This window comes from Promicromonospora sp. MEB111 (assembly GCF_030209445.1).
Lineage (GTDB): Bacteria > Actinomycetota > Actinomycetes > Actinomycetales > Cellulomonadaceae > Promicromonospora.
Genome location: NZ_JARVSD010000012.1, coordinates 111,206 through 132,037 on the forward strand (window position 1 = coordinate 111,206; position 20,832 = coordinate 132,037).

Here is a 20,832-nt window from a genome sequence, read left to right on the forward strand (position 1 = left end):
GGAAGCGTGGCGGGTGCCGGCCCGGTAAGACGACGAGAGACGGTGACACCCACCAGTCGAGGGACGCGGTCGCGCCCACCGTTCGAGGAGAGGGAGACCATGACGACCATCGAGCTCACCGACAGCAACTTCGCGAGCACGATCCAGGACAACGACATCGTCCTGGTGGACTTCTGGGCTTCGTGGTGCGGCGGTCCTCAACCAGGCCGGTGCTCTTCCCGCCACGGCCCTCGCCGAGGTCGTCGACGTGGTCAAGAACCTCGACATGGACGAGGTGCGCAGGGACCTCGCAGCGCAGGGCAACCGGATCGCGCAGGACAGCTGACCCCTTGGACGCCGGGACCACAACCGGGGATCACGGTGTTATCTGTCATGACGGCACCGCCAGCTGGTGTCAGAAAGGAAAGCGACCGATGGCACACGACTACAACACCTCAGCCGAGGCGTTGCGCCGACTGACCAAGACACAGTTCCGTGTCACCCAGGAGGGCGGAACCGAGCCGGCGTTCATGAACAAGTACTGGGACAACCACGAGTCCGGCATCTACGTCGACGTGGTCTCCGGCCAGCCACTGTTCTCGTCGACCGACAAGTACGACAGCGGCACCGGCTGGCCCAGCTTCACCAGGCCGATCAGCGCAGGCACTGTCCGGGCCGTGACGGACAGGTCGTTCGGGATGGTGCGTACCGAGGTGCGGTCCACCGCCGCGGACAGCCACCTGGGGCACCTGTTCGGCGACGGTCCGGCGGATCGTGGAGGTGAGCGGTACTGCATGAACTCAGCGGCACTGCGCTTCGTACCGGTCGCCGAGATGGAGGCGCAGGGCTACGGCGAGTACCTGGCGCTGTTCGACCCGGAGGCGAACGGCAAGGCGGAGAACTCATGAGCGGCGGAACCGACGATGCCGGGCAGATCAGGCGCGTACCGGGCACCGAGACGGCCGTGCTCGCAGGTGGGTGCTTCTGGGGCATGGAGGACCTCATCCGCCGGCAGCCCGGCGTCGTGGGCACTCGCGTCGGCTACACCGGCGGCCAGAACGCGCACGCGACCTATCGGAACCACCCCGGGCACGCCGAGGCCCTGGAGATCGTCTTCGACCCGAGTGTGACGACGTACCGCGACATCCTGGCGTTCTTCTTCCAGATCCACGACCCGTCGACACTCAACCGTCAAGGCAACGACATCGGGACGAGCTACCGCTCGGCGATCTTCCCGCTCACTCCAGAGCAGGACATGGTCGCTCGCGACACGATCGCCGACGTCGACGCGTCGGGCCTCTGGCCCGGAAGAGCGGTGACGACGATCGAGCCCGCCGGACCCTTCTGGGAGGCCGAGGCCGAGCACCAGGGTTACCTGATCACCTACCCGAACGGCTACACCTGCCACTTCCCGCGCCCGAACTGGGTGCTTCCCCGGCGGGAGCGGTAAGAGAGCCCACCAAACCAGCCAGTCCACAAGGAGCCTGATGAACGGCGTCAACCCAGAGCCCGGACACGACGCGGACGAACTTCGAGACGACGTCGATGCCAACCGGTTCGAGCTCGTCCGAGACGGCCGGACGGTCGCGTGGATGAAGTACAAGCACCTCAACCCGAACCGGTACGTGCTGCTGCACACCGAGGTGGACCAGGCTCAGCGAGGGCACGGGATCGGCAGGATCGTCGTCGAGGCCGTGCTGGACGAGGTCAGATCACGACAGGGGACCGTCACCGCGATCTGCCCGTACGTCGCGGAGTACCTGGCCGGCACCGAGCAGTACAAGGACCTCGTCGATCCGAGCCACCCCGGGTACCCGAACCGCGCGGCGGCCGAACGTGGGGACGGCACGATCAGCGAGTGAGACGGGACAGCGCCGTCTCCACCGGGTAGACCCCGGTGGAGACGGCGCTGTCCGCTACCGGCCGGGCACGTCGAGATCGCCCTTGCGCAGTCTGAAGACCTGAAGCCTCAGGTCGTAGTACTTCGTCGTCTCACCGACCCATTCCATGCCGATCTCGCGCGCGGTCCTGATCCCGTGCTGATTGCCGGTGCGGACGACGGCGAACACCTCCTCCTCGTCGTGGGAGAACGCGTAGTGCGCGAGCGCGTGACCGGCCTCGGATCCCAGCCCACGGCCCCAGGCCGTCGGTGCGAACTGGTAGCCGAGCTCGAGGTCCTCCGCTTCCGGGGGCAGGCCGAGGATCTGCCCGGAACCGATCAGCTTCCCGCTGTCGAGGTCGTCGATCGCCCAGCGGCCCGTGGGCCGTCCCGTCCCGGTCTGTTCGGTGACCCAGCGTTCGATGATCGCCCGCATCCGCTCGGGCTCGTCGATCCTGTCCATCGCGGGAGCCAGCCATCGCGCGACGTCGGCCTCCCCGTAGATCGCCAGCGCCCAGACAGAGTCATCCACCTGCCAGGGCCGCAGGCGAAGGTGTTGCGTCTCGATCGTGGTGCCGTCGATCGTGACTCGATGGCTCATTTCTCCTCCTGGGTGTGTCAGGACATGAGGGTCCGCGGGCGCCGGACAACGTGCCGGCTGCGACTGGCGTGACCGTACGCGAACTGGACGATCCCGTCCAGTTCCGGTCGTTGACGCCGACGACGCCTCGGAATGACATTCCACCGCGCATCGCGCACTCGTGCACGCTTCGCGCGCAGCCGTATGGAATGCGCGTCGCGTGCCACTAATGATGATGGGCGTATCGACAGAGCGCCCCGCCATGACAACCGCGTGGACGAACCTGTGAAGAAGGACGACGCTCATGACTGATCCGAACCAGGCCGCACCCATTGCCCCGGACGAAGACCAGAAGGTCCTGATGGGCGAGGTCGCTGGTGATGACGGCCAGCCTCTTGAGCTGATGATCACCAAGGACGACACAATCGGCCTCTATGACGCGAGCGTGGGCGGTCAGCAGGTCGGCGGGCTGACCTACAACGACGACGGCGACCGGGTCGTGCTCGTCGCCGTCTCCATACTCCCGCAGTTCCGCAACCAGGGGGCAGCCACCAAGCTGATCCGGCACGTCCTGGACGACCTTCGGACCCAGGGCAGGAAGGCTACGGTCCTGTGCCCGATCGTGCGGACCTTCATCGACAAGCATGCCGAGTACCAGGACGTCGTCGACCGGGAGCACCCGGGCGTCGTGAAGGTGGCGCCGCGGTGACAGCACCTCCGGGAGCTGATGGTCCGAGCTTCGAAGGCATCCGGGCCGCCATCGCCGCGGATCCCGATCTGTTCGCGCTGCTGCCGATGGACTTCTACTACCCGGGCAAGGGCGCCACCGGCGACCTGGCACCACGGAAGGACTTCGCACCGCGGTGGCACGGTCCGTTGGTGGACGCGCTAGATCGAGAGAAAGCAATGAAGGAGACTTTCGCATGAGAGCGATCGTGGTGACAGACCCAGGAGCAGGCCGAGCCGGAATGAGGTTGGTCGACCGCCCAGATCCGGATGCGGCACGGCTGGCCGGCCTCGACGGCGCCAACTACGGCGACGTGGTCGTGGAGGTTCACGCTTCGGGCTTCACCGGCAACGAGCTGGAGTGGCCCTCGACGTGGGTCGACCGGCTCGGCCGCGACCGGACACCCTCGATTCCCGGCCACGAGGTCGCCGGAGTGGTCACCTCGCTGAGCTACGGAGCGGCGGGGCTGTCGGTGGGGCAGCGGGTCTTCGGTCTGACGGACTGGACCCGGGACGGCACTCTGGCGGAGTACGTGGTCGTCGAGGCGCGCAACCTGGCGCCGCTGCCGGGTGACGTCGACTTCGTGACGGGTGCCGGCGTCGCGATGACAGGACTGACCGCCTGGCAGGGGTTGTTCGAGCACGGACACCTCGCCACGGGGCAGAGTGTCCTGGTGCACGGCGTTGCCGGAGCGGTGGGGTCGATGGCGGTCCAGCTCGCGCGCGGGTGCGGAGCGCATGTCGTCGGGACAGGGCGCGCCACTCATCGTCAGGCGGCGTTCGACTTCGGCGCACACGAGTTCGTCGACCTCGAGAACGAGACGTTGGAAGAGATCGGGAAGGTCGACCTCGTGTTCGACGTCTTCGGCGGAGAGATCGGTCACCGCTCCGCAGGTCTCGTGCGGGCTGGAGGGACGCTGGTGAGCATCGCCGGCAGCCCGCAGGTGCGACCGACCGAGGGGCGGACGGTCGACTTCGTGGTGGTGTCCGAGCGGGCACAGCTGAACGAGATCGCCCGGCGGGTCCGCCAGGGTCTGCTACGGCCGAACATCGGCCGGACGGTGAGCTTCGAGGACGCCGTCGCCGCCTTCCGCTCCACCGAACCGACGAGCGGGAAGACGGTCGTCCGTATCCGTGGTTGAACGGGTGGGCGCCGTCGGCCGCCCGGTGTGCGACCGTGCGGAGCACGGCATCGGCAGTGCTCCGCACAGTGGTGTCAGCCGTCGCCGCTGCCGGTGGCGCGCAGGTCGATGATGTCCAGTCCCGCGAGGCTGAGGACCAGGCGTTCGCCCGCGGTGACCACGACGACGAGGACGTGGTCGCACGACCCAGCCTTCGGTCTCGACCTGCGGCGTCGGTCCGGCGCCGAGCACGGGCCACTTGTCGACCGATCTTGTCACCGCGTCTGGTGCGAGATCGCGTCGACCAGACCCCTGAGGTCCTCCCGGCAGTCAGGGCAAGACTCCAGATGGGCTGCGACACGGGGAAGGAGCTCCGCGGCGCCGCTGCCATCGGTGGTGAGTTCGGCGTAGGAGTCGAGGTTCAGCCGGCACACGTCGCAGCCAGGATCGCTGGAACTGGTCCGGAGGTAGGTGTCCAGCCTCGTCCAGTGCTCATCAGCGGTGTCCACGGGACCGTTTCCCACTTTTCTCCCATGCCAGGTGTGGCCTGCCGTCCCCCGCGGCGGTGGGCATCCAGCTGGAAGCCATCAACCGGGTGCCAGACGGCTGGTGTCCTCGTGCGCTCCTTCGAAAGTAGTCCGCCTCGGCGACGCCGACCCGGCGCTCCGTGACGTGGGGTTGATGTCTGGTCACGAGGTGAGTGGACTTCCGTCGCCGCCGTCTTACGTCGCATGACCAGACAGCTTTCGAAGGTGCCTCCGTATGGCGTCAGGTAAGACGTCCGGGCCTATGGCAACGAACCACTCACCTCCGGTAGTCCCTCGGGCGTGACGTTCTGGCACATGCGGGACGGGCGTCCGCGATCGCAAGACGGGCGGGCCGGACCTGGCTCGCTGGACTGGACGTAGAAGTCCGGAGCGAGCGGCCATGGCAACACTCCTGTGCCTTGTCTGGACCTTAGGGTCCGGTTTACCGTGTGGCGACGTCCTCGGTTCGAGGCGTGCACGGACATGGCCGACGCCGGTTTCTCTTCACGCGCGGGCCAGGAGGGTGGGACGCGATGGACGACCTGCAGATCACTCAGGACAACCGCAGGTGGGTGCGAGACCTCGGCGCCACCGGATCGGTTCGCGAAGCAGCCTGCAAGGAGCTCTATCGGCTGCTGCACCGGGTCGCGAGGCGCGAGGCGACGCGTCGCGCCTCGTCCCTGCGCATGTACGGGCCGGAGCTGGACGACATCGCCTACCAGGCGGCAGCGGACGCCCTGATGGCGATCAGCCGGCGGCTCGACACCTTCCGGGGCGAGTCACGGTTCACGACGTGGGCATTCAAGTTCGTCATCTTCGACGTCGCGACGAAGATGAACAGACACTACTGGCGTCATCGCGACGTGCCGTACGACTACGAGGACTGGTCGCGCCTGGCATCCAGGTTCGAGGTCACGCCGGGCCAGGAGGTCGAGGCGGCCGAGTTCGTCGATGCCGTGTCGCACGCCATCAAGAGCAGCCTCACGGACCGGCAGCGACTCGTCCTCGTGGCGACCGTGGTGAACGAGGTGCCCATGGACGCTCTCGCGGACGAGCTCGGCTCGACGAGGAACGCGCTGTACAAGGTGCTGTTCGACGCCCGCAGGAAGCTGCGCGCCGCGCTCATCTCGGAGGGTTACCTGCTCGCGCCATGACGTGGACGCCGCTGCTCTCCTTGGGGTCGCCCGGGACCGCACGCGCCGAGGCCGGTTGAACGGGACTGTTTCGTCCAGTTAGGCTTCTGCGGGAGTTGTCAGGGGCGACCGACGGCCGGTGCACGGACGAGGAGGCGGACTACGCGGTGACAAGCGCAGCCACGGGCGGTGAGTCTGTGTGGTCGGAGACCACGGGAGGGGCCGCCGCGGACGCCGCGACGCAGTTTCGAGCAGTTCTCGACGCGGAGGAACGCTGGCTGGGCGCAGTCTCGCGCGCCGGCGACTTCACCGTCTGGCGATCGCGCGTGGTCCGTGAGGTCATGGACCGCCGGTCTCCCTATGCGATGGCGCTGCGCCGCGCTCACGGAGCCGGTCGGCAGGCCGAGTTCCTGCAGAGCTGGCAGGCCCTGATCGCGGAGACGGTGCAACGGATCGCACCGGGCCGCGATACCTGTGCGCTGCCGACGGCCACGTCCGCGGCATCTGGACACCCCGAGAGCCTGGCCGTCGCGATCCTCGCCTCGCTGCACGGTGGCGCCACGCTGAGCTGGCTGGCACAGGACGCCCGGTCGCTCGAAGCCGCGCTCGACATCGTGCTGACGCCCGTGCTCGCGCTCGAGGAGCCGGACGGCCGTGGTGACCAACGATCTGGTTAGCCCTCTCAGTACGATGTCGCTGTGAACGCGAACTCGGACGAGAGCCCGGCGATCCGGCTGACGGCACGAGGGATGAAGACGAGGACCCGGATCGTCGCCGCAGCCGCAGACCTGATGCGCGTGCAGGGGATCGGTGGAACCACCCTGGACGACGTCATGGTCGCGAGCGGCGTGAGCAAGTCCCAGCTCTACCGGCACTTCGAGGACAAGGATGCACTCGTCAGGGCCGTGATCACGAACGTGGGCGAGTTCGTCATCGCTCGCGAGACGAACATGCTCGGGAGCGTCTCGACCCTGGCCGGGCTGCGGCGTTGGCGGGACTCGTTGATCAAGGCCAACGCGTTGCGCCACGGGATGTACGGCTGTGCGCTCGGCTCCCTGGCCGGCGAGGTCTCCGACCACGACGCCGTCGCCCGGGAGATGCTGGACGAGTTGTTCCGTGCCTGGCAGAGCCTGATCGACGACGCCCTCGGCCGGATGAAGCGCGCCGGTGTGCTGGACGACTCGATCGACACCGCTCGCCTCGCGGTCGGATTTCTCGCCTCCCTCCAGGGCGGCTACCTCCTCGCGCAGACCGCCCGCGACGTCGAGCCCATGGCGATCGCGATCGACGTCGCCATCGCCCACCTGGAAACCCTCGCCGCACCGGACCGCGCCGCGTCCTAGCCGCGCCTCAGCACGGCCCGCCGCTGGGACGAGAGCCTCGACGACGACTGGCGAGCGCAACCCCGAGGTCGTCGCGATGGAACATCGCTGGCTCAACCGGGTGTTGTGGAACGACACGGAGCAGCAGGTACCTGTGCTCGTGATGCATGGGCGAACAACGGATAGGACGAGATCATGGCGGACCTGGCATTTGGGATCGACATCGGTGGCTCCGCCATCAAGGCCGGCCGGGTCGACCTCAGCTCCGGGAGCGTGCAGACAAAGCTGTCGCACGTTGCGACGCCGATGCCGTCAACACCGGAGGCCGTCATCGCGGCCATCGACAGGCTGCTCGACCTGCACGGTGTGTCGAGCGGGATGCCGGTCGGCGTCTCGATCCCGGCCCCGGTCGTGCACGGAGTCGTCCCGTACATGGCGAACCTCGACCAGAAGTGGACCGGCATCGACGTGTCGACCCTGATGGAGGCGCGCCTCGGGCATTCCGTGACCGTCGTCAACGACGCGGACGCGGCGGCGCTCGGGGAGGTGGGTTTCGGCGCCGCCCAGGGCGTGGCCGGGACCGTGATCGTCACGACCTTGGGGACCGGGATCGGTTCGGGTGTCGTCGTGGACGGACGGCTCGTGCCGAACGTCGAGCTGGGACATCTCGAGATCGACTCGTTCGACGCGGAGACGCGCGCGTCCGCGCGACAGAAGAACATCGAGAACCTGTCCTGGGAGCAATGGGCGGCGCGGCTGCAGCGCTACTACTCGCACGTCGAGAAGCTCTTCTCGCCGGACCTGCTGGTGGTCGGCGGAGCCATCTCCGAGCAGTCCGCCCACTTTCTGCCGCTCCTGGACCTGCGGACCCCGATCGTGCCCGCCGTCCTCAGGAACCGGGCCGGTGTCGTCGGTGCCGCTCTCGCGGCGTCCGTCGCGACCCGGACCGAGGCCTGACCACCCGGCTTCGTCTCGACGCGGTCGGTAAGACGGTGCGTCGCATCTGACACCAATCAGACGCGACGACGGTCGCGGAACCGTACCGAGAGGAGCCGGCAGACGAACGACGCCATGCATTCCGCCGAGGATCTGGCCTCGTCTCCCTGCCGTCCATGGTGCGCCGCGGGCGTGCGAACCGGCGGTGGTCACAGCACAGTCAAGGGGGAGGGATTCTGATCGGCCTCCCCGGACGCGTGTCGACGACGAGACGAAGCGAGGTACCCCATGAGCGAGAGTCCCACCAGGGTCGTGATCGTGGGGGGCGGTTTCGCCGGCTACAACGCGGCCCGGGCCCTGCGTCGCGCGCTGCCGCGCACGGCCGACGTCGAGATCGTGCTGGTGAACCGCACCGACTACTTCCTCTACCTGCCGCTGCTGCCGGAGGTCGCGGCCGCCGTGATCGATCCTCGGCGGGTCACCGTCTCGATCCCGGCCACGCTGCGCGGGGTGCGGCTCGCGCTCGGCGACGTGACGGCGATCGACCCGGACGAGGACAGCGTCGAGTACACCGACCCGGAGGGCGGGATGCACACCCTGCGCTACGACCGGCTGATCCTGGCCGCGGGCAGCGTCACCCGGCTGCTGCCGGTCCCGGGCGTGGCCGAGCACGCGCATGGCTTCCGCGGGGTCGCCGAGGCCCTCTACCTGCGTGACCACGTCATCCGCCAGGTGGAGCTGGCGGCCGCGACCGACGACCCGGCCGAGCGGGATGCGCGCTGCACGTTCGTCGTCGTCGGCGCGGGCTACACCGGGACGGAGGTCGCGGCGCAGGGACCGCTGCTCACCGAGGCGCTCCGGCGCCGGCACCCCGTGCTGGCGGACCAGAAGATGCGCTGGATGTTGCTGGACCTCGCGCCGAAGGTGCTGCCCGAGCTCGACCCACGCCTGTCCCGCACGGCGGACCGGGTGCTGCGGGGCCGGTACGTCAAGGTGCTGACCGGCACCTCCGTGGCGGAGGCGATGACCGACGGCGTCCGGCTGACCACCGGCGAGCTCGTCCCGGCGCGCACGCTGGTGTGGTGCGTCGGCGTGCGGCCCGACCCGCTCGTCAGCGACACCGGGCTGGAGACGCAGAGGGGCCGGCTCGTCGTCGACACGACGCTGAGCGTGCCCGGTCGGCCGTACATGTTCGCGTGCGGGGACGCCGCGGCCGTGCCGGACGTGACGCGGCCCGGCGAGGTCACGGCGATGACGGCCCAGCACGCGAGCCGTCAGGGCACGCTCGCCGGCCGGAACGTCGCGGCGTCGCTCGGCTACGGCAGCGTCCGCGGGTACGAGCACCACGACCTCGGGTTCGTCGTGGACCTCGGCGGGCTCCAGGCGGCGGCGAACCCGTTGCAGATCCCGATGTCCGGGCTCCTGGCGAAGGTCGTGACCCGCGGGTACCACCTGATCTCCATGCCGGGCAACCGGGTACGCACCGCCGTCGACTGGCTGCTCGACGCCGTGCTGGGCCGGCAGTCGGTCCAGCTCGGGCTCGTCCGGTCGACGGCCGTCCCGCTCGACACGTCGACACCCCTGCCCCGCGACCGCCCTGGCGCCTGACACCCGAGCCCACACGGCGCCGGTCGCACGTGTCGTCATCGCAGTATCGCGGCAACCGTCCCGCCTGCACGAGGCTCGGGGCTTGGCACCCTGATAGATGATGTGTAATCTGATGACGTGTCATCTACTGAGGAGTCAGCCATGTCCATGACCGACCCCATCGCGCGTGTCTCGGTGATCAGCACGGGATCCGTGTCGATCCGACCGGAGCACGTCGGCCCCACGCGGAAGAACACCTACGTGTGGCTCTTCACCTCGACCCGATGGACCGCGCCCCGGCCGATCAACGTCTACGTGATCGAGCACCGTGACGGCCTCGTGCTCTTCGACACCGGACAGGACCGGGCCTCCGTGACCGACCCCGACTACTTTCCCCGGGGCCTCAACGGGCTGATCTACTCCCGGCTCGCGAAGTTCGAGATCGGGCCCACCGACACTCTCGAGGCGGGCCTGTCAGGACTCGGGCACCGCCTGGAGGACGTGGACAAGGCAGTGATCTCACACCTGCACCAGGACCACATCGGCGGACTACCCGTCCTGGGCGGGGCCGAGATCCTCGTGAGCGACCAGGAATGGGACAGCCTGAGCGAACCACTACCTGAGGCGCGCGGCCTGCTGCGCTCCCACATCGACCTGCACGGGCTGCGCTGGAACCGGGTCGCCCCGGAACCGCTGACCGACCCCGCGCTCGCGCCGTTCACCCACGGACACGACCTGTTCGACGACGGCAGCCTCGTGCTGCTGCCCACCCCCGGCCACACGCCGGGCTCGCAGTCCCTCCTGGTCCGACGCCCGGGCCACGCACCGCTGCTGCTCGTGGGCGACCTCACCTATGACGCCCGACTGCTCGCCGCGGGCAAGCTCCCGGGTATCGGCGACAAGGGCCGGCTCCGCGACACCGTGGCCAAGGTCGACGCACTGCGCGAGACCCAGCCCGGCCTCGTGATCCTGGCAGCACACGACCCTCGCGCGGCGGACCTCCTCGCCGAGGCGCTCGCGGAGACGGCCGCGCGCTCATGAGGCCCGCCGAGGAGCTGCGCTACCTGATCCTGGCCGTTCAGCGTGAGGGCAACCGGATGCTTGCCGCGGACCTGCGTCCGCTGGGAGTCACCCCGTCACAGGCCGAGGTGTTGCGGGTTCTCGCCGACCATCAGCCCCTGACCATGGCAGGGCTGGGCGAGCTGCTCGTCTGCGAGACGGGCGGCAGCCCGAGCCGGCTCGTGGATCGCCTGGTCACCATGGGTCTGGTCGACCGCGGCGCGGGCGAGAACGACCGCCGGCGGGTCACCCTCGCCCTGACCGACGACGGCTCCCGGCTCGCGGCACGGATCGCCGAGGTCGAGGAGCGGCTGTACGGGTCGATCGACGACCTCACCCGGGGCACGCCGGTGCCCGAGGCGCTCACCCTTCTGCGGGCCTTCGCCGGGGCGTTTCCCTCGGGTCAGGCGGTCGTCCGCCGGGGTGGCGAGCCGGGGGCCGCACCATGAGTGCCACCGGCAGCGCGAGCCTGCTCGTCGACGCTCCACGCCCGTCGGTGCGCGCCGTCCTGCTCGACCCGCTCTCGCTGCCCGCGTGGAACCCCGCGTTCCTCAGGATGGCCGGCCCGTCCGAGGCAGGGCTCGCGGCGCGGTACCGGATCACCGTCCGTCCCGGGCTGTCGGGTGCCTTCACCTACGAGACCATCGAGCCTGGACTCGTGCGGATGGCATGGCGGGTGCCGGGATTCGCCGAGACCGCCGACTGGTGGCTCGACGCCGAGGGCGAGCGCACCCTCGTGCGACACGACTTCACGCACCAGGGTCCGCTCGCCGCGGCCCTCCGGCCGGCCTACCAGGGCGTCGCCGGGCTCCGGCTCGACCGCCTGCGCCAGGTGCTGACCGGCTGACGTCGAGCACGGGACTCGCTGTCGACCGTCGGGTCCCGCCAGGTCACCGCACCACCGGACGTCAGTCCTGGAGCTGTGCCTGGACGGCCTGGGCGTCGATGAGGTAGTTCATCTCGTAGAACCGCCCGTCGCGGACCCTGTGGAAGGAGTACTCGGCGAACTCCAGGGTGGCGCCGGTCGGTGCCACGCCGAGCCACTCCTTGGTGTGGGTCCCCTTGTTGTACAGGCGGGCCGCGACGCGGTCTCCGTCGACGGCTACGTCCTGGACACGCCAGGTGAAGTCCGGCACGGAGTCACCGTGGGCCTTCAGCTCGGCGATGATGTGGTCGCGCGTGACCGGCTTGCCGTTCTCGACCAGCTCGTCGTGGACGAACTCGGTCATGCGGTCGAAGTCGTGGGCGTTGAGCGCCTCGATGTAGCGCTCGAAGACCTCGCGTACCTCGGACTCGGACATGGTGTTCCCTTCTCTCTCCCCGTTCCGGGGCTGTGCAGTGGAGCTTGCAGTGCATGTGAACCGGGGGCCGACAAGTTATATTCCGATCGGTACAAAAGTGCCGGCCGCACCGGGCGTCCGGCAGGTCAGGCGGGGATGGCAGACCGGAGCGGCTCAGCGCAGGACGGCGAGGTGACGGGACACCTCCGGGGGTGAGAGCTCCCAGGCGTGGGCCAGCTCGCCGGTGGTGTGCGGGCCGCGGGCCAGGGTGCGCAGCAGCCGCAGCCGCACCGGGTGGGCGAGCGCCTCCAGCCGGAACGTGACCGTCTCCAGCGAGACCGGCTCCGCAGGGCTCGCCTCGGCGACCGGGTACTGCACCACCGGCTGCCACCCGGGCGCGTGGACCACCATCAGGTGCGGTCGGCCGAAGACGCTGGGGAGGAAGGTGGGCCCGGCGCCGTGGGCGGCGGTCGCGTTGTCCTGCAGCTTGTCCACGACGATGCTGTCGCCGTCCGGTGCCAGGGTCACCGCGTCGGAGACCGAGGCGAGTGCCGCCGCGGTGCCCTGGCGCCTCAGCAGGTCGTTCTTCAGGCGCAGGTCGGCGGCGAGCGAGATCGCGCTCCCGCTGGTCCTGGTGACCCAGCTGGACGCGTCCCCGGTGTGGTCGGGAGCCATCTTCGTGGCGAACACCGTGCTGGTGGTCACCCTGCAGGTTCCGGTCACCGTCCTGATGTCCCGCTTCTCCCGGCGCACCGTGCTGGCGCTCGCCGGCGTGGTGCTGACCGCCTCGTACCTCGGCTTCCTCGGGGCCACCTCGCTGGGACACGGCTGGGGCGCCCCCGCCGTCGTCGCCGTGTCCGTGGTCTGCACCGTCGGCGAGATCGTCCATGCGGGCAGCGCCACCGCGCTCGTCACCGTCCTTGCCCCGCCCCATCTCCTGGGACGCGCCCTCGCGCGGTTCCAGCTCTCCACGGGCTTCGGCCTCGCCGTCTCCCCGGCCGTCATCACCGCTCTCCCATCCCACGGCCCGGCGGCACTCTGGGGCGGCCTGGCCGCTGCGACGCTCCTGTCCACCGCCGCCGTCGCCGGCGAGAAGGATCAGGGACCAGGTCGCCGTCCGGAGGTTGCCGCTCGCACCGTGCCTCCCGCGTCTGCCTCGCGAGGCGGGCTCGGCGAGAGGCTCAGGGGGCAGGCTCAGGCGACAGGGGCATCTCGTCCGGCTTCCGAGCCTGGTCGCGGAACGTGGAGGGTGACGACCCGACGACGCGGCGGAACGCCGTGCTGAACGCGCTCTCGGACTGGTAGCCCGTGGCCCGCGCGAGCTGGGAGATCGACAGCGTGTCGCGGGCGAGGGCGTTGCGCGCGAGGTTCATGCGCCATCGGATCAGGTAGTCCAGGGGCGGGACGCCGACGTGGCTCTTGAAGGCCTGGGCGAACGCGGACCGCGACATGTGGCTGATGTCGGCGAGCTCCTGGAGCGTCCAGGAGCGTGCGACGTCGGCGTGCACGGCGCGCAGGGCGGCGCCGATGCCGTCCTCGTTCAGGGCGCCCAGCCAGCCGGTGGGCCGGTCCGTCCGGCCGGCGTGCGCACGCAGCATGTGCACGAGCAGGATCTGCGCGAGGTGGTTCTCCACCAGCGGGCCGCCGGCGGCGGTGGCCTCGACCTCGGTGGCCAGGAGCGTGATGAGCTGGCCCAGCTCCAGGCCGCGCGGGTCGGCCGCGCGGACGATCACGAGCGGCGGCAGGAGATCGGTCAGGAGGGACGCGTTGCCGTCGTCGAACCCGATGTGCCCGACGCAGAGGTAGAGGTTCTCCTCGGCCTCCGGGCCGATCCGCACGGACCCGTCCTCGGCACGGGCCCACACCTCTTCCGCGGGACGCGTCCGGGCGCCGGGCGTGCTGGCCAGCACGTAGGGCGGCGGGTCGCCCAGCATGAAGGTGTCGCCCTCCTGCAGGAGCACCGGCTCGTGCCCGTCGAGGATCAGCCAGCACGTGCCGCGCACGAGGCCGCCGATCCGCACGTGCGGGAACCGGTCGAAGCGCAACGCCCACTCGCCTGCGGCGTGCAGGCTCGGTCCGACCACCGTGCGGGGCCGGAGCAGGCTGATCGCGTCAGCCACCGGATCGCTGAAACCGAGCAAACCCAACTCCTGGACTATCGGTAACGAATTCTGGACTATCCGTTATGGATGATACCTCTGCGGTCCCGCAGGATCGATGCCGGAACAGATCCGCGACGGAAGGTAGGGAGAGATCCACATGGGACAGCTCGAGGGCAGGACGGCGGTCGTGACCGGCGGTAGCTCCGGCATCGGCCTGGCGACCGCGGTGCGGCTGGCGGAGGAGGGCGCGTACGTGTTCGTCACGGGGCGGCGCGAGGCCGAGCTGGAGGCGGCCGTCAAGACCATCGGGGAGGACCGGGCCACAGCGGTCGTCGGCGACATCTCGGTGCCGGGGGACCTGGACCGGCTCTACGCCGCGGTCCGGGCCCGGGGCAAGGGGCTGGACGTGCTCGTGGCGAACGCGGCGGTCGCCGCGTTCGTGACGCTGGAGGAGACCACCGAGGAGCACTTCGACCAGACCTTCGCGGTCAACGTCCGGGGCACGCTGTTCACGGTGCGGAAGGCGCTGCCGCTGCTCAACGAGGGCGCCTCGGTGATCCTGACCGGATCCACGGCCGCCGACCGGGGGATGGAGGCGTTCGGCGCGTACTCGGCGTCGAAGGCCGCGGTCCGGTCGTTCGCGCGGACCTGGTCCAACGAGCTCAAGGGCCGCGGCATCCGGGTCAACGTCGTCTCGCCGGCCTGGATCGAGACGCCCGGCGGTACCGCCGCCTTCGGTGACGAGGAGACCGCCCGGGCCATCAAGGAGCAGGTGGCCGCGACCGTGCCCAAGGGCCGGATGGGGCAGCCCGAGGAGGCCGCCGCGGCCGTGGTGTTCCTCGCCTCGGATCAGAGCAGCTACGTCGTCGGCAACAACCTCTTCGTCGACGGCGGCGCCAACCAGGTCTGAGCGACGAGGCCCGCGACAGCGACGAGGCCTGTGATCGGGGCCGACCTCCGGTGGGTGTCGCTCAGACGCCTTCGCGCAGGTACAGGTCGCGCAGCAGGCCGATCTCGCCGCCGTGGTGCGAGACCTCGACCAGTGCGTGCAGCGCGAGCTTCAGGTAGGTCTCGTCGGCCCAGCCGCCGGGGCCCCGGCCGATCGGTGCCAGCAGGCGCTCGTCGTCGAGGGCGGCGATGCGGGAGATGAAGTGCTCCCAGTCGTCGGCGAGCGCCTGGATGCCCTCTTTCGCGGTGCCCGGCCACTCGTGGCGGTCGCCGAACCCGGGGGCGTCGTCGAAGAAGTGGATCACGTAGCCGCGCAGGCAGAGGCTGCCGATGTGCCAGATGCGCCAGGCGATCGTCGTGACGGGGTCCGGCTCGTCCGGACCTGACTCCGGGAACAGGGTGGCGACGCGGAAGACGCCGTCGTCGCCGGGGCGGATGCTGAAGCAGTCGCTGACCGGCTCCCAGTGGTACTCGGCGTCGGTCAGGCCCTCGAGACGTGCGAACAGCCGGGTTCGCTCGCGCTCGAAGATCGCGACGACGTCTCGCGTGGCGAGGTCGGGCGCGGTCAGGTCGGTCATGTCGGCTCCAGGGTTCAGTGGTCTCGGAATGGTCGGGGCGGGGCGCGGGGCGCCGGTACCTCAGAGGACGGCGCCCCGCCGGACGACGACGGGCGAGCCGTCCGCGACGAAGGCCGAGAACGGTTCGGCGGCCAGGCTCTCGGCGAACGGCCGGCCGTACACCCGCTCGACGTCGCACTCCAGGGCGGCGTCGCGGGCCTGCCGGACCTGCCAGCTCGGGTGCTCCACGCGGTACTCGACGGTGCCGCCGCCGCGCTGGGCGGCGTACCCCCAGTAGTGCTCGGTGACGAACTCCTCCTGCGAGCCCTCGACGAGCGGGCGCGCGGGGCCGTCGGTCGTGGCGCGCAGGCGGTGCCAGTCCCCGGCGTCGTGCCACGAGTACTCGACCAGGCCGCCCGGGGTGACCTCGTCGTCGTGCAGGTCGATGCGGTGCCGCATCGGGCGTGCGACGTACTTCTCGCCGTAGACCACGCGGGCGACCGTGGCCAGGGCCCACCGGGGCACGATCTCCTTGACGAAGACCACGCCGCGCCGCCAGCCGTCGTCCGCCCGGCGGCGCACGTAGAACCGCAGGTTGATCTCGTCGAAGTCGCGGTGGAAGGGGACCGGGACGCCGAGCAGGCGCGTGTCGAGGAACTGGAAGCCGACCATGCTCACGAGGTGCCGGCCGTCCCACGTGTCGAGCTCGACGCCGCGCGGGACGAGCGGGCGCAGCACGTCCGGGTCGATCTCGTGGCTGAGCATCACCAGCCGGCGCCACTCGGCGGAGAGGAACATGCCGGTCCGCGGCTCCGGGCGTGCGTTCTCCGAGGTCACGCCGAGGAACCTATCAACCATGACCGGCCGGTGGCGGCGAAGTCCCTATCCGCCGACGACGGCCAGCGCCAGGGCGGCCAGACCCACGGTCGGCACCGCCGCGACCAGGCCCCAGGCGGCGAAGCGGCGCCACGGGAACGTGACACCGAGTGCGGCGACGCGCTGGTGCCACAACAGCGTCGCCAGCGACGCCCACGGCGTGACCAGCGGGCCGAGGTTCACGCCGATCAGCAGCGCCATCAGCACGACGGGGTCGCCGGCGGCGACCGGCTCGAGCACCAGGTAGGCGGGCAGGTTGTTGATGCCGTTGGCGGCCAGCGCGCCGAGCGTCGCGACGCGCAGCAGCTCGCCCGGGCCGTGGCCGGCGCCGGTCACCGAGGTCAGCAGAGCTGTGAGGCCGTGGGCGTGCGCCGTCTCGACCAGGACGAACAGCGACGCGGCGATCCCGAGGGCCTGCCACGGCACCAGCGCGGGCCGCAGCGCGCTCCGCCGTCGGACGAGGAACAGGACGGCGAGCACGACGGCGGCCGCCGTCGCGGGGACCCACACGTGCGGCGTGAGCGCGAGCAGCGGCAGCAGCACCAGGAGCACCAGCGCCGCGCCCCAGAACAGCACGGGGTCGGCGGGGACGCGCTGCGCGGGGACCCGGTAGGTCGAGAACAGGACGCCCCGGTACCGGACCGTGAGGATCGCGACGGGCACGACGACGCCCACGAGGGCCGGTGCCCAGCTCAGCGCCACGAACGCGGAGGGGTGGTCGCCGAACGCCGGTGCGGCGAGCAGGTTGGTCAGGTTGGAGACCGGCAGCAGCAGCGAGGCCGTGTTCGCCAGCCAGATGGTCGCCAGCGCGAACGGCAGGGGTGAGATCCCGACGCTCTGCGCGAGCAGCACGACGAGCGGCGTCAGGATGACCGCGGTGGTGTCGAGCGAGAGGAACACGGTGCTGACCACGGCCAGCAGCACCACCCACACCCACAGCACCACCATCCGTCGCCGGCCCCAGCGGCCGAGGAGCTGCGCGAGCACCTCGAACACCGAGGCGTCGCGCGCGAGCTCGGCGACGATCGTGATGGCGACCACGAACCCGAGCACGGGGGCGGTACGCGCGCCGACGGCCCGGGCGTCCTGCGCGGGCAGCAGGCCGCTCAGCACGCAGGCGGCCGCGACGACGACCATCACCAGAACGATCCACGTGCTCGGACGAGGTCTGGTGCGCGCGCCGTTCACGCGCTGAGCATACGGATCCGCAGGAGGGCGGCCGGCCACGGGGTGCGGCCGCCCTCCTGCGGGCTGCGGACGGTCAGTCGCCTTCTCTCAGTGCGTCAGGTCGGTGGCCCGGTCCGAACGCCGGACCTCGGCCCACCACGTGTCGAAGTCGACGCCCCTCTCCTTCGCCAGCTCTTCCAGCCTGGCCTTGGTCGGCGGCTGGAAGAGCTTCGGCTTGATCCTGCGGTCGGCCGCGGCGTACTTCTGCTGGAGCTTCGCCTGCTCCGCGGCCCCCGCCTCAGCCTCGGCCAGCACCGCGCTGGTCGCCGCGACGCTCGTGCCGGTCAGGACGCCACTGACCAGCGGCAGGTAGCCGTTGGCGTGACCGAGGCGGTTGGGGTGGTAGGACTCCTGCACGGGGTTGGAGAAGCCGTTGATCCACTCGGTCGAGTCGCACACGGCGTGGCCCGTGAACCGGCTGACCGGGTTGACGAAGGTGTATCCCTTGGCGGAGGCGGCCGTCGAGGTGACCGAGTTGATGAGCACGACGGCGTTGTTGAGCGCCGTCTCGTCCTCCGGGCTGAAGAAGGTCGCCACGTTGCAGTCCTCGCCCATGAAGATCTTCGGGTAGCCGACGACGACCACCTTCGCGTTCGGTGCCCTCGTCCTGATCGCGGCATAGAGGGTGTTGAGCCGGCCCGGCAGGGTGCCGGAGATGAACGCCCGCGCCGCGGCGACCGTACCGGCGCAGTCGCTGGCCCACGCCGGGAGGGCGCACTCCGTGAGCACGTCGGCGAACCCGGCGTCGTTGCCGCCGACCGAGATGGTGACATACCTCGTGCCTGTGCCCAGTGCACTGATCTGGCTGCTCGTCACGTCGGCCACGACCGCTCCCGAGCAGGCCCGGAAGTTGAGCGTGTAGCCCTTGGCCGCCGCGGTCAGGCTGGCGTAGGCGTAGGTCGAGCGCAGGCACTCGGTGCCGTCGTTGATGTAGGTCCTGGTGCCGGTGCCCGAGGAGTAGGAGTCGCCCAGGGCGACGTAGGACTCGCCGGCGGCGTACGACGGCAGGGCCGGCGTCGTCACCAGCCCGACCGTGACAAGACTCGTCGCCGCCAGGGCGGCGAGGACGCGCAAGAGACGTTGCTTCATTGGGCAGCTCCCCCGAAGGTCCGTCGAGCCACGCCAGTTGTGGCTCGATCGCTACCTTTATAGGAGATTTCACCCAACTTACACAATATCTGGCAAATGAATACTTCAAGTTCGGTCAGTAGTTGGCCACCGATCTCCGCCGGTTGACGGCTGGCGATCACTTGGCAGGCGGAGGCTCCTGACCGCGAGCCACTGCACCACCCGGCTGACCTGGCGTCCTCGCGTTGCCGAGTCAGCTAGTTGGTCAGACCAAGTAACTGACTCGGCGATTCGGCGTGCGTGAGGATCCGCCCGGTCGTGGGCGCTGGTCGTAGCGCCACCCACGATCGGCCTCGACCATCCCGAAAATGTGGCGTCCGCGGGCTCTCGCTGTGTCTACGCTGCGGCACGTGAACTGGTTCGAGTCCCTGCGCGACCTGTCGCACCGCGAAGCGGCCGGCCGGCTCCTCGCCGACGGGTGGAACGTGTGCGGCCTGGGGGACTGGGCCACGGTCTGGCGTTCGCCCGACGGCGCTCTGGTCGCCAGGGTCAGTCCGTTCGAGCCGGCCTACGAGGTCTTCGTCGAGCTGTGCCGAACCCTGGACGGCCATCCGCTGCTGCCACGCATCGAGTTCGACGCCCCTCTGATGGGTGGGGGCCGCCTCACCGTGATGGAGTTCCTGATGCCGGTCGAGCCGGCCGTGGCGGACGCCGTCGTGGTGCGCTGGGCTGCAGCAGCGGACGGTGACCCGATCACGGTGATTCGCCGGGAGGCCGAGCGGCTCGACGCCGAGGCAGGCCGGTCGATCCCGTTCTGGGGCGGGCTGGACCACAACCCGGGCAACGTGCTGCAGAACCCCGCCGGGGAACCGAAGCTGGTCGACCTGTTCTATGCCGCCGGCCTGGAGATCTATCGGGTCCTGCGGGACGACCCGGCAAGGATCGCCGAGGCCGTCCCGGCCGACCGCCGCCGGTTCATCTGTGACATCGCCGCCCTGGCCCGCTTGTCGAGCCCGGACGAGCTGGCGGCGCTCCGAGCGGCGGCGGACAGCCTCGACTGAAGGCGCGCCGCCGGCGTGCCCCGGGACCGAGGCTCGGTCGCCGGAGCGCCCCGGCATGACCTCGGCGCACGGCCCCGGGGACCTACGGCTGGCCGATCCGCTCCCCGTCCACCCAGACCTCCAGGTCGGCGCTCTTCTCGGGCCAGAAGCAGACCAGCCCGGCGATTCCCGCCGCCTCGCGCAGCGGGGTCTCGTACCCCCAGACGGCGTCGTGCACCTTGAGGTCGCCCGCGGTCACGGACCAGTACCGCGCGGTTCCCTTGTACGGGCAGTAGCTCACGGCGTCGGTCGGGCTCAGGAGGTCCATGCGGACGTCGACCCGCGGCAGGTAGTACCGGGGCGTCAGCCCGGTCTCGGTCAGGATCACGGGCCGGTGCGACTCGGCGACGACCTCGCCGTTCAGCACCACCCGCACGTGGCGGCTGGAGTGCAGGGTGTCGACCCGGACGTACGGGCTGCGGGCATGGAAGTGGATCACCTCGTCCTCCTCGAGCCAGGTGTCCATGGCCGTCCAGGTCAGCGTGTACGCGCTGCGCATGCCTTCGGTCGGCGCCTCGGGAAACCGCTGGGCGGCGCGCTGGACGACGCGGTCGCCGAGCACGACGTCGAACTGCTCGCTCGGCCCGAGCGCGCGTGACCGCTCGCCCTGTCCGGCCGGACGGAGCTCCGCCCGGAGGTCCTCGGGCGCGAAGAAGTACCGGGGCGCGTACGAGTACTCCCACACCAGCAGGGGTGCGGCGGCGTCGGCGACCACCTCGCCCTCGCTCAGGGCCCGGATCCGGGTCAGCCCCTGCTGGACCGTTCCCGGCTGGATCGCGAACGGGTTCTGCACGATGTCGGTCACTGCTCACCTCTCGTTGTCGG

The 20,832-nt window shown here is 70.2% G+C and carries 26 protein-coding genes and 1 pseudogene; 18 read left to right on the forward strand and 9 right to left on the reverse strand.

Annotated features, from left to right (window positions below; genetic code table 11):
- Positions 1-99 precede the first annotated feature (99 nt).
- From QRN56_RS15065 to QRN56_RS15080, 4 genes and pseudogenes are all read left to right on the forward strand, one after another.
- Positions 100-325: pseudogene (locus QRN56_RS15065) on the forward strand (thioredoxin family protein).
- Between the two features lie 88 nt (positions 326-413).
- Complete coding sequence (gene msrB, locus QRN56_RS15070) at positions 414-887, forward strand: peptide-methionine (R)-S-oxide reductase MsrB (RefSeq protein WP_285104567.1); 474 nt, start codon at positions 414-416, stop codon at positions 885-887.
- Positions 884-1,429, forward strand: coding sequence for a peptide-methionine (S)-S-oxide reductase MsrA (gene msrA / locus QRN56_RS15075; RefSeq protein ID WP_285104568.1), 546 nt, complete (start codon positions 884-886; stop codon positions 1,427-1,429). Before msrB ends, msrA begins: the two co-directional genes overlap by 4 nt.
- A gap of 37 nt (positions 1,430-1,466) precedes the next feature.
- Positions 1,467-1,841, forward strand: a complete 375-nt coding sequence (locus QRN56_RS15080) for a GNAT family N-acetyltransferase (protein ID WP_285104570.1) — start codon at positions 1,467-1,469, stop codon at positions 1,839-1,841.
- Between the two features lie 54 nt (positions 1,842-1,895).
- Here the strand turns inward: QRN56_RS15080 and QRN56_RS15085 are convergent, their stop codons facing one another.
- The gene (locus QRN56_RS15085) at positions 1,896-2,459 is read right to left on the reverse strand and encodes a GNAT family N-acetyltransferase (protein ID WP_285104572.1); all 564 of its coding nucleotides are present in this window, start codon (positions 2,457-2,459) and stop codon (positions 1,896-1,898) included.
- 283 nt (positions 2,460-2,742) lie between these two features.
- Between QRN56_RS15085 and QRN56_RS15090 the strand changes: the two genes are divergently transcribed.
- The 11 genes from QRN56_RS15090 to QRN56_RS15140 all read left to right on the forward strand — a co-directional run bounded on the left by QRN56_RS15090 (position 2,743) and on the right by QRN56_RS15140 (position 11,696).
- The gene (locus QRN56_RS15090) at positions 2,743-3,147 is read left to right on the forward strand and encodes a GNAT family N-acetyltransferase (protein ID WP_285104574.1); all 405 of its coding nucleotides are present in this window, start codon (positions 2,743-2,745) and stop codon (positions 3,145-3,147) included.
- The gene (locus QRN56_RS15095; RefSeq protein ID WP_285104576.1) at positions 3,144-3,365 is read left to right on the forward strand and encodes a uracil-DNA glycosylase family protein; all 222 of its coding nucleotides are present in this window, start codon (positions 3,144-3,146) and stop codon (positions 3,363-3,365) included. The genes QRN56_RS15090 and QRN56_RS15095 overlap by 4 nt, the downstream gene beginning before the upstream one ends.
- A 41-nt stretch (positions 3,366-3,406) precedes the next feature.
- Positions 3,407-4,306 (forward strand): NADP-dependent oxidoreductase, encoded by a 900-nt coding sequence (locus tag QRN56_RS15100; protein ID WP_285104578.1) that lies wholly within the window; start codon positions 3,407-3,409, stop codon positions 4,304-4,306.
- Positions 4,307-5,345: 1,039 nt separating this feature from the next.
- A complete protein-coding gene (locus QRN56_RS15105) occupies positions 5,346-5,966 on the forward strand; it encodes a sigma-70 family RNA polymerase sigma factor (protein WP_285104580.1) in 621 nt (206 codons plus the stop codon).
- A gap of 146 nt (positions 5,967-6,112) precedes the next feature.
- A complete protein-coding gene (locus QRN56_RS15110) occupies positions 6,113-6,622 on the forward strand; it encodes a hypothetical protein (protein WP_285104582.1) in 510 nt (169 codons plus the stop codon).
- 21 nt (positions 6,623-6,643) lie between these two features.
- Entirely contained in the window at positions 6,644-7,288 is a 645-nt protein-coding gene (locus QRN56_RS15115; protein ID WP_285104584.1) for a TetR/AcrR family transcriptional regulator, read from the forward strand.
- 174 nt (positions 7,289-7,462) lie between these two features.
- Positions 7,463-8,224: a polyphosphate--glucose phosphotransferase gene (gene ppgK, locus QRN56_RS15120; protein ID WP_285104586.1), complete on the forward strand. Its 762-nt coding sequence runs from the start codon at positions 7,463-7,465 to the stop codon at positions 8,222-8,224.
- 267 nt (positions 8,225-8,491) lie between these two features.
- Entirely contained in the window at positions 8,492-9,811 is a 1,320-nt protein-coding gene (locus QRN56_RS15125) for an NAD(P)/FAD-dependent oxidoreductase (protein WP_285104588.1), read from the forward strand.
- 141 nt (positions 9,812-9,952) lie between these two features.
- Positions 9,953-10,831, forward strand: coding sequence for an N-acyl homoserine lactonase family protein (locus QRN56_RS15130; protein WP_285104590.1), 879 nt, complete (start codon positions 9,953-9,955; stop codon positions 10,829-10,831).
- Entirely contained in the window at positions 10,828-11,298 is a 471-nt protein-coding gene (locus QRN56_RS15135) for a MarR family winged helix-turn-helix transcriptional regulator (protein ID WP_285104591.1), read from the forward strand. The genes QRN56_RS15130 and QRN56_RS15135 overlap by 4 nt, the downstream gene beginning before the upstream one ends.
- Complete coding sequence (locus tag QRN56_RS15140; RefSeq protein WP_285104593.1) at positions 11,295-11,696, forward strand: SRPBCC family protein; 402 nt, start codon at positions 11,295-11,297, stop codon at positions 11,694-11,696. The genes QRN56_RS15135 and QRN56_RS15140 overlap by 4 nt, the downstream gene beginning before the upstream one ends.
- A gap of 61 nt (positions 11,697-11,757) precedes the next feature.
- On the opposite strand, the gene QRN56_RS15145 is transcribed toward QRN56_RS15140, so the two are convergent.
- Together QRN56_RS15145 and QRN56_RS15150 are read right to left on the reverse strand one after the other, a co-directional pair.
- Complete coding sequence (locus tag QRN56_RS15145; RefSeq protein WP_285104595.1) at positions 11,758-12,150, reverse strand: ester cyclase; 393 nt, start codon at positions 12,148-12,150, stop codon at positions 11,758-11,760.
- A gap of 153 nt (positions 12,151-12,303) precedes the next feature.
- On the reverse strand, positions 12,304-12,804 hold the full coding sequence (locus QRN56_RS15150) for a DUF5937 family protein (RefSeq protein ID WP_350224572.1): 501 nt from the start codon (positions 12,802-12,804) through the stop codon (positions 12,304-12,306).
- Here QRN56_RS15150 and QRN56_RS27640 point away from each other — a divergent pair.
- Positions 12,788-13,414 carry an MFS transporter gene (locus tag QRN56_RS27640; protein WP_350224577.1) on the forward strand — a complete coding sequence of 209 codons (627 nt, stop codon included), beginning with the start codon at positions 12,788-12,790 and terminating at the stop codon, positions 13,412-13,414. The genes QRN56_RS15150 and QRN56_RS27640 overlap by 17 nt on opposite strands.
- Here the strand turns inward: QRN56_RS27640 and QRN56_RS15155 are convergent.
- Positions 13,311-14,249, reverse strand: a complete 939-nt coding sequence (locus tag QRN56_RS15155; protein ID WP_285104599.1) for an AraC family transcriptional regulator — start codon at positions 14,247-14,249, stop codon at positions 13,311-13,313. The genes QRN56_RS27640 and QRN56_RS15155 overlap by 104 nt on opposite strands.
- 139 nt (positions 14,250-14,388) lie before the next feature.
- Between QRN56_RS15155 and QRN56_RS15160 the strand changes: the two genes are divergently transcribed.
- Positions 14,389-15,141: an SDR family NAD(P)-dependent oxidoreductase gene (locus QRN56_RS15160; protein WP_285104601.1), complete on the forward strand. Its 753-nt coding sequence runs from the start codon at positions 14,389-14,391 to the stop codon at positions 15,139-15,141.
- Between the two features lie 61 nt (positions 15,142-15,202).
- Here the strand turns inward: QRN56_RS15160 and QRN56_RS15165 are convergent, their stop codons facing one another.
- The 4 genes from QRN56_RS15165 to QRN56_RS15180 form a co-directional block, all read right to left on the reverse strand.
- Positions 15,203-15,757, reverse strand: coding sequence for a DinB family protein (locus QRN56_RS15165; RefSeq protein ID WP_285104603.1), 555 nt, complete (start codon positions 15,755-15,757; stop codon positions 15,203-15,205).
- A gap of 60 nt (positions 15,758-15,817) precedes the next feature.
- On the reverse strand, positions 15,818-16,573 hold the full coding sequence (locus tag QRN56_RS15170; protein WP_285104605.1) for a YqjF family protein: 756 nt from the start codon (positions 16,571-16,573) through the stop codon (positions 15,818-15,820).
- Between the two features lie 45 nt (positions 16,574-16,618).
- Complete coding sequence (locus QRN56_RS15175) at positions 16,619-17,749, reverse strand: SLC13 family permease (protein WP_285104855.1); 1,131 nt, start codon at positions 17,747-17,749, stop codon at positions 16,619-16,621.
- Positions 17,750-17,887: 138 nt separating this feature from the next.
- A complete protein-coding gene (locus QRN56_RS15180; protein WP_285104607.1) occupies positions 17,888-18,928 on the reverse strand; it encodes an SGNH/GDSL hydrolase family protein in 1,041 nt (346 codons plus the stop codon).
- Between the two features lie 389 nt (positions 18,929-19,317).
- Between QRN56_RS15180 and QRN56_RS15185 the strand changes: the two genes are divergently transcribed.
- On the forward strand, positions 19,318-19,968 hold the full coding sequence (locus tag QRN56_RS15185; RefSeq protein ID WP_285104609.1) for a hypothetical protein: 651 nt from the start codon (positions 19,318-19,320) through the stop codon (positions 19,966-19,968).
- An 82-nt stretch (positions 19,969-20,050) separates the two neighbouring features.
- Here QRN56_RS15185 and QRN56_RS15190 read toward each other — a convergent pair whose 3' ends face one another.
- Positions 20,051-20,812: a DUF427 domain-containing protein gene (locus tag QRN56_RS15190; protein WP_285104611.1), complete on the reverse strand. Its 762-nt coding sequence runs from the start codon at positions 20,810-20,812 to the stop codon at positions 20,051-20,053.
- Positions 20,813-20,832: the final 20 nt, after the last annotated feature.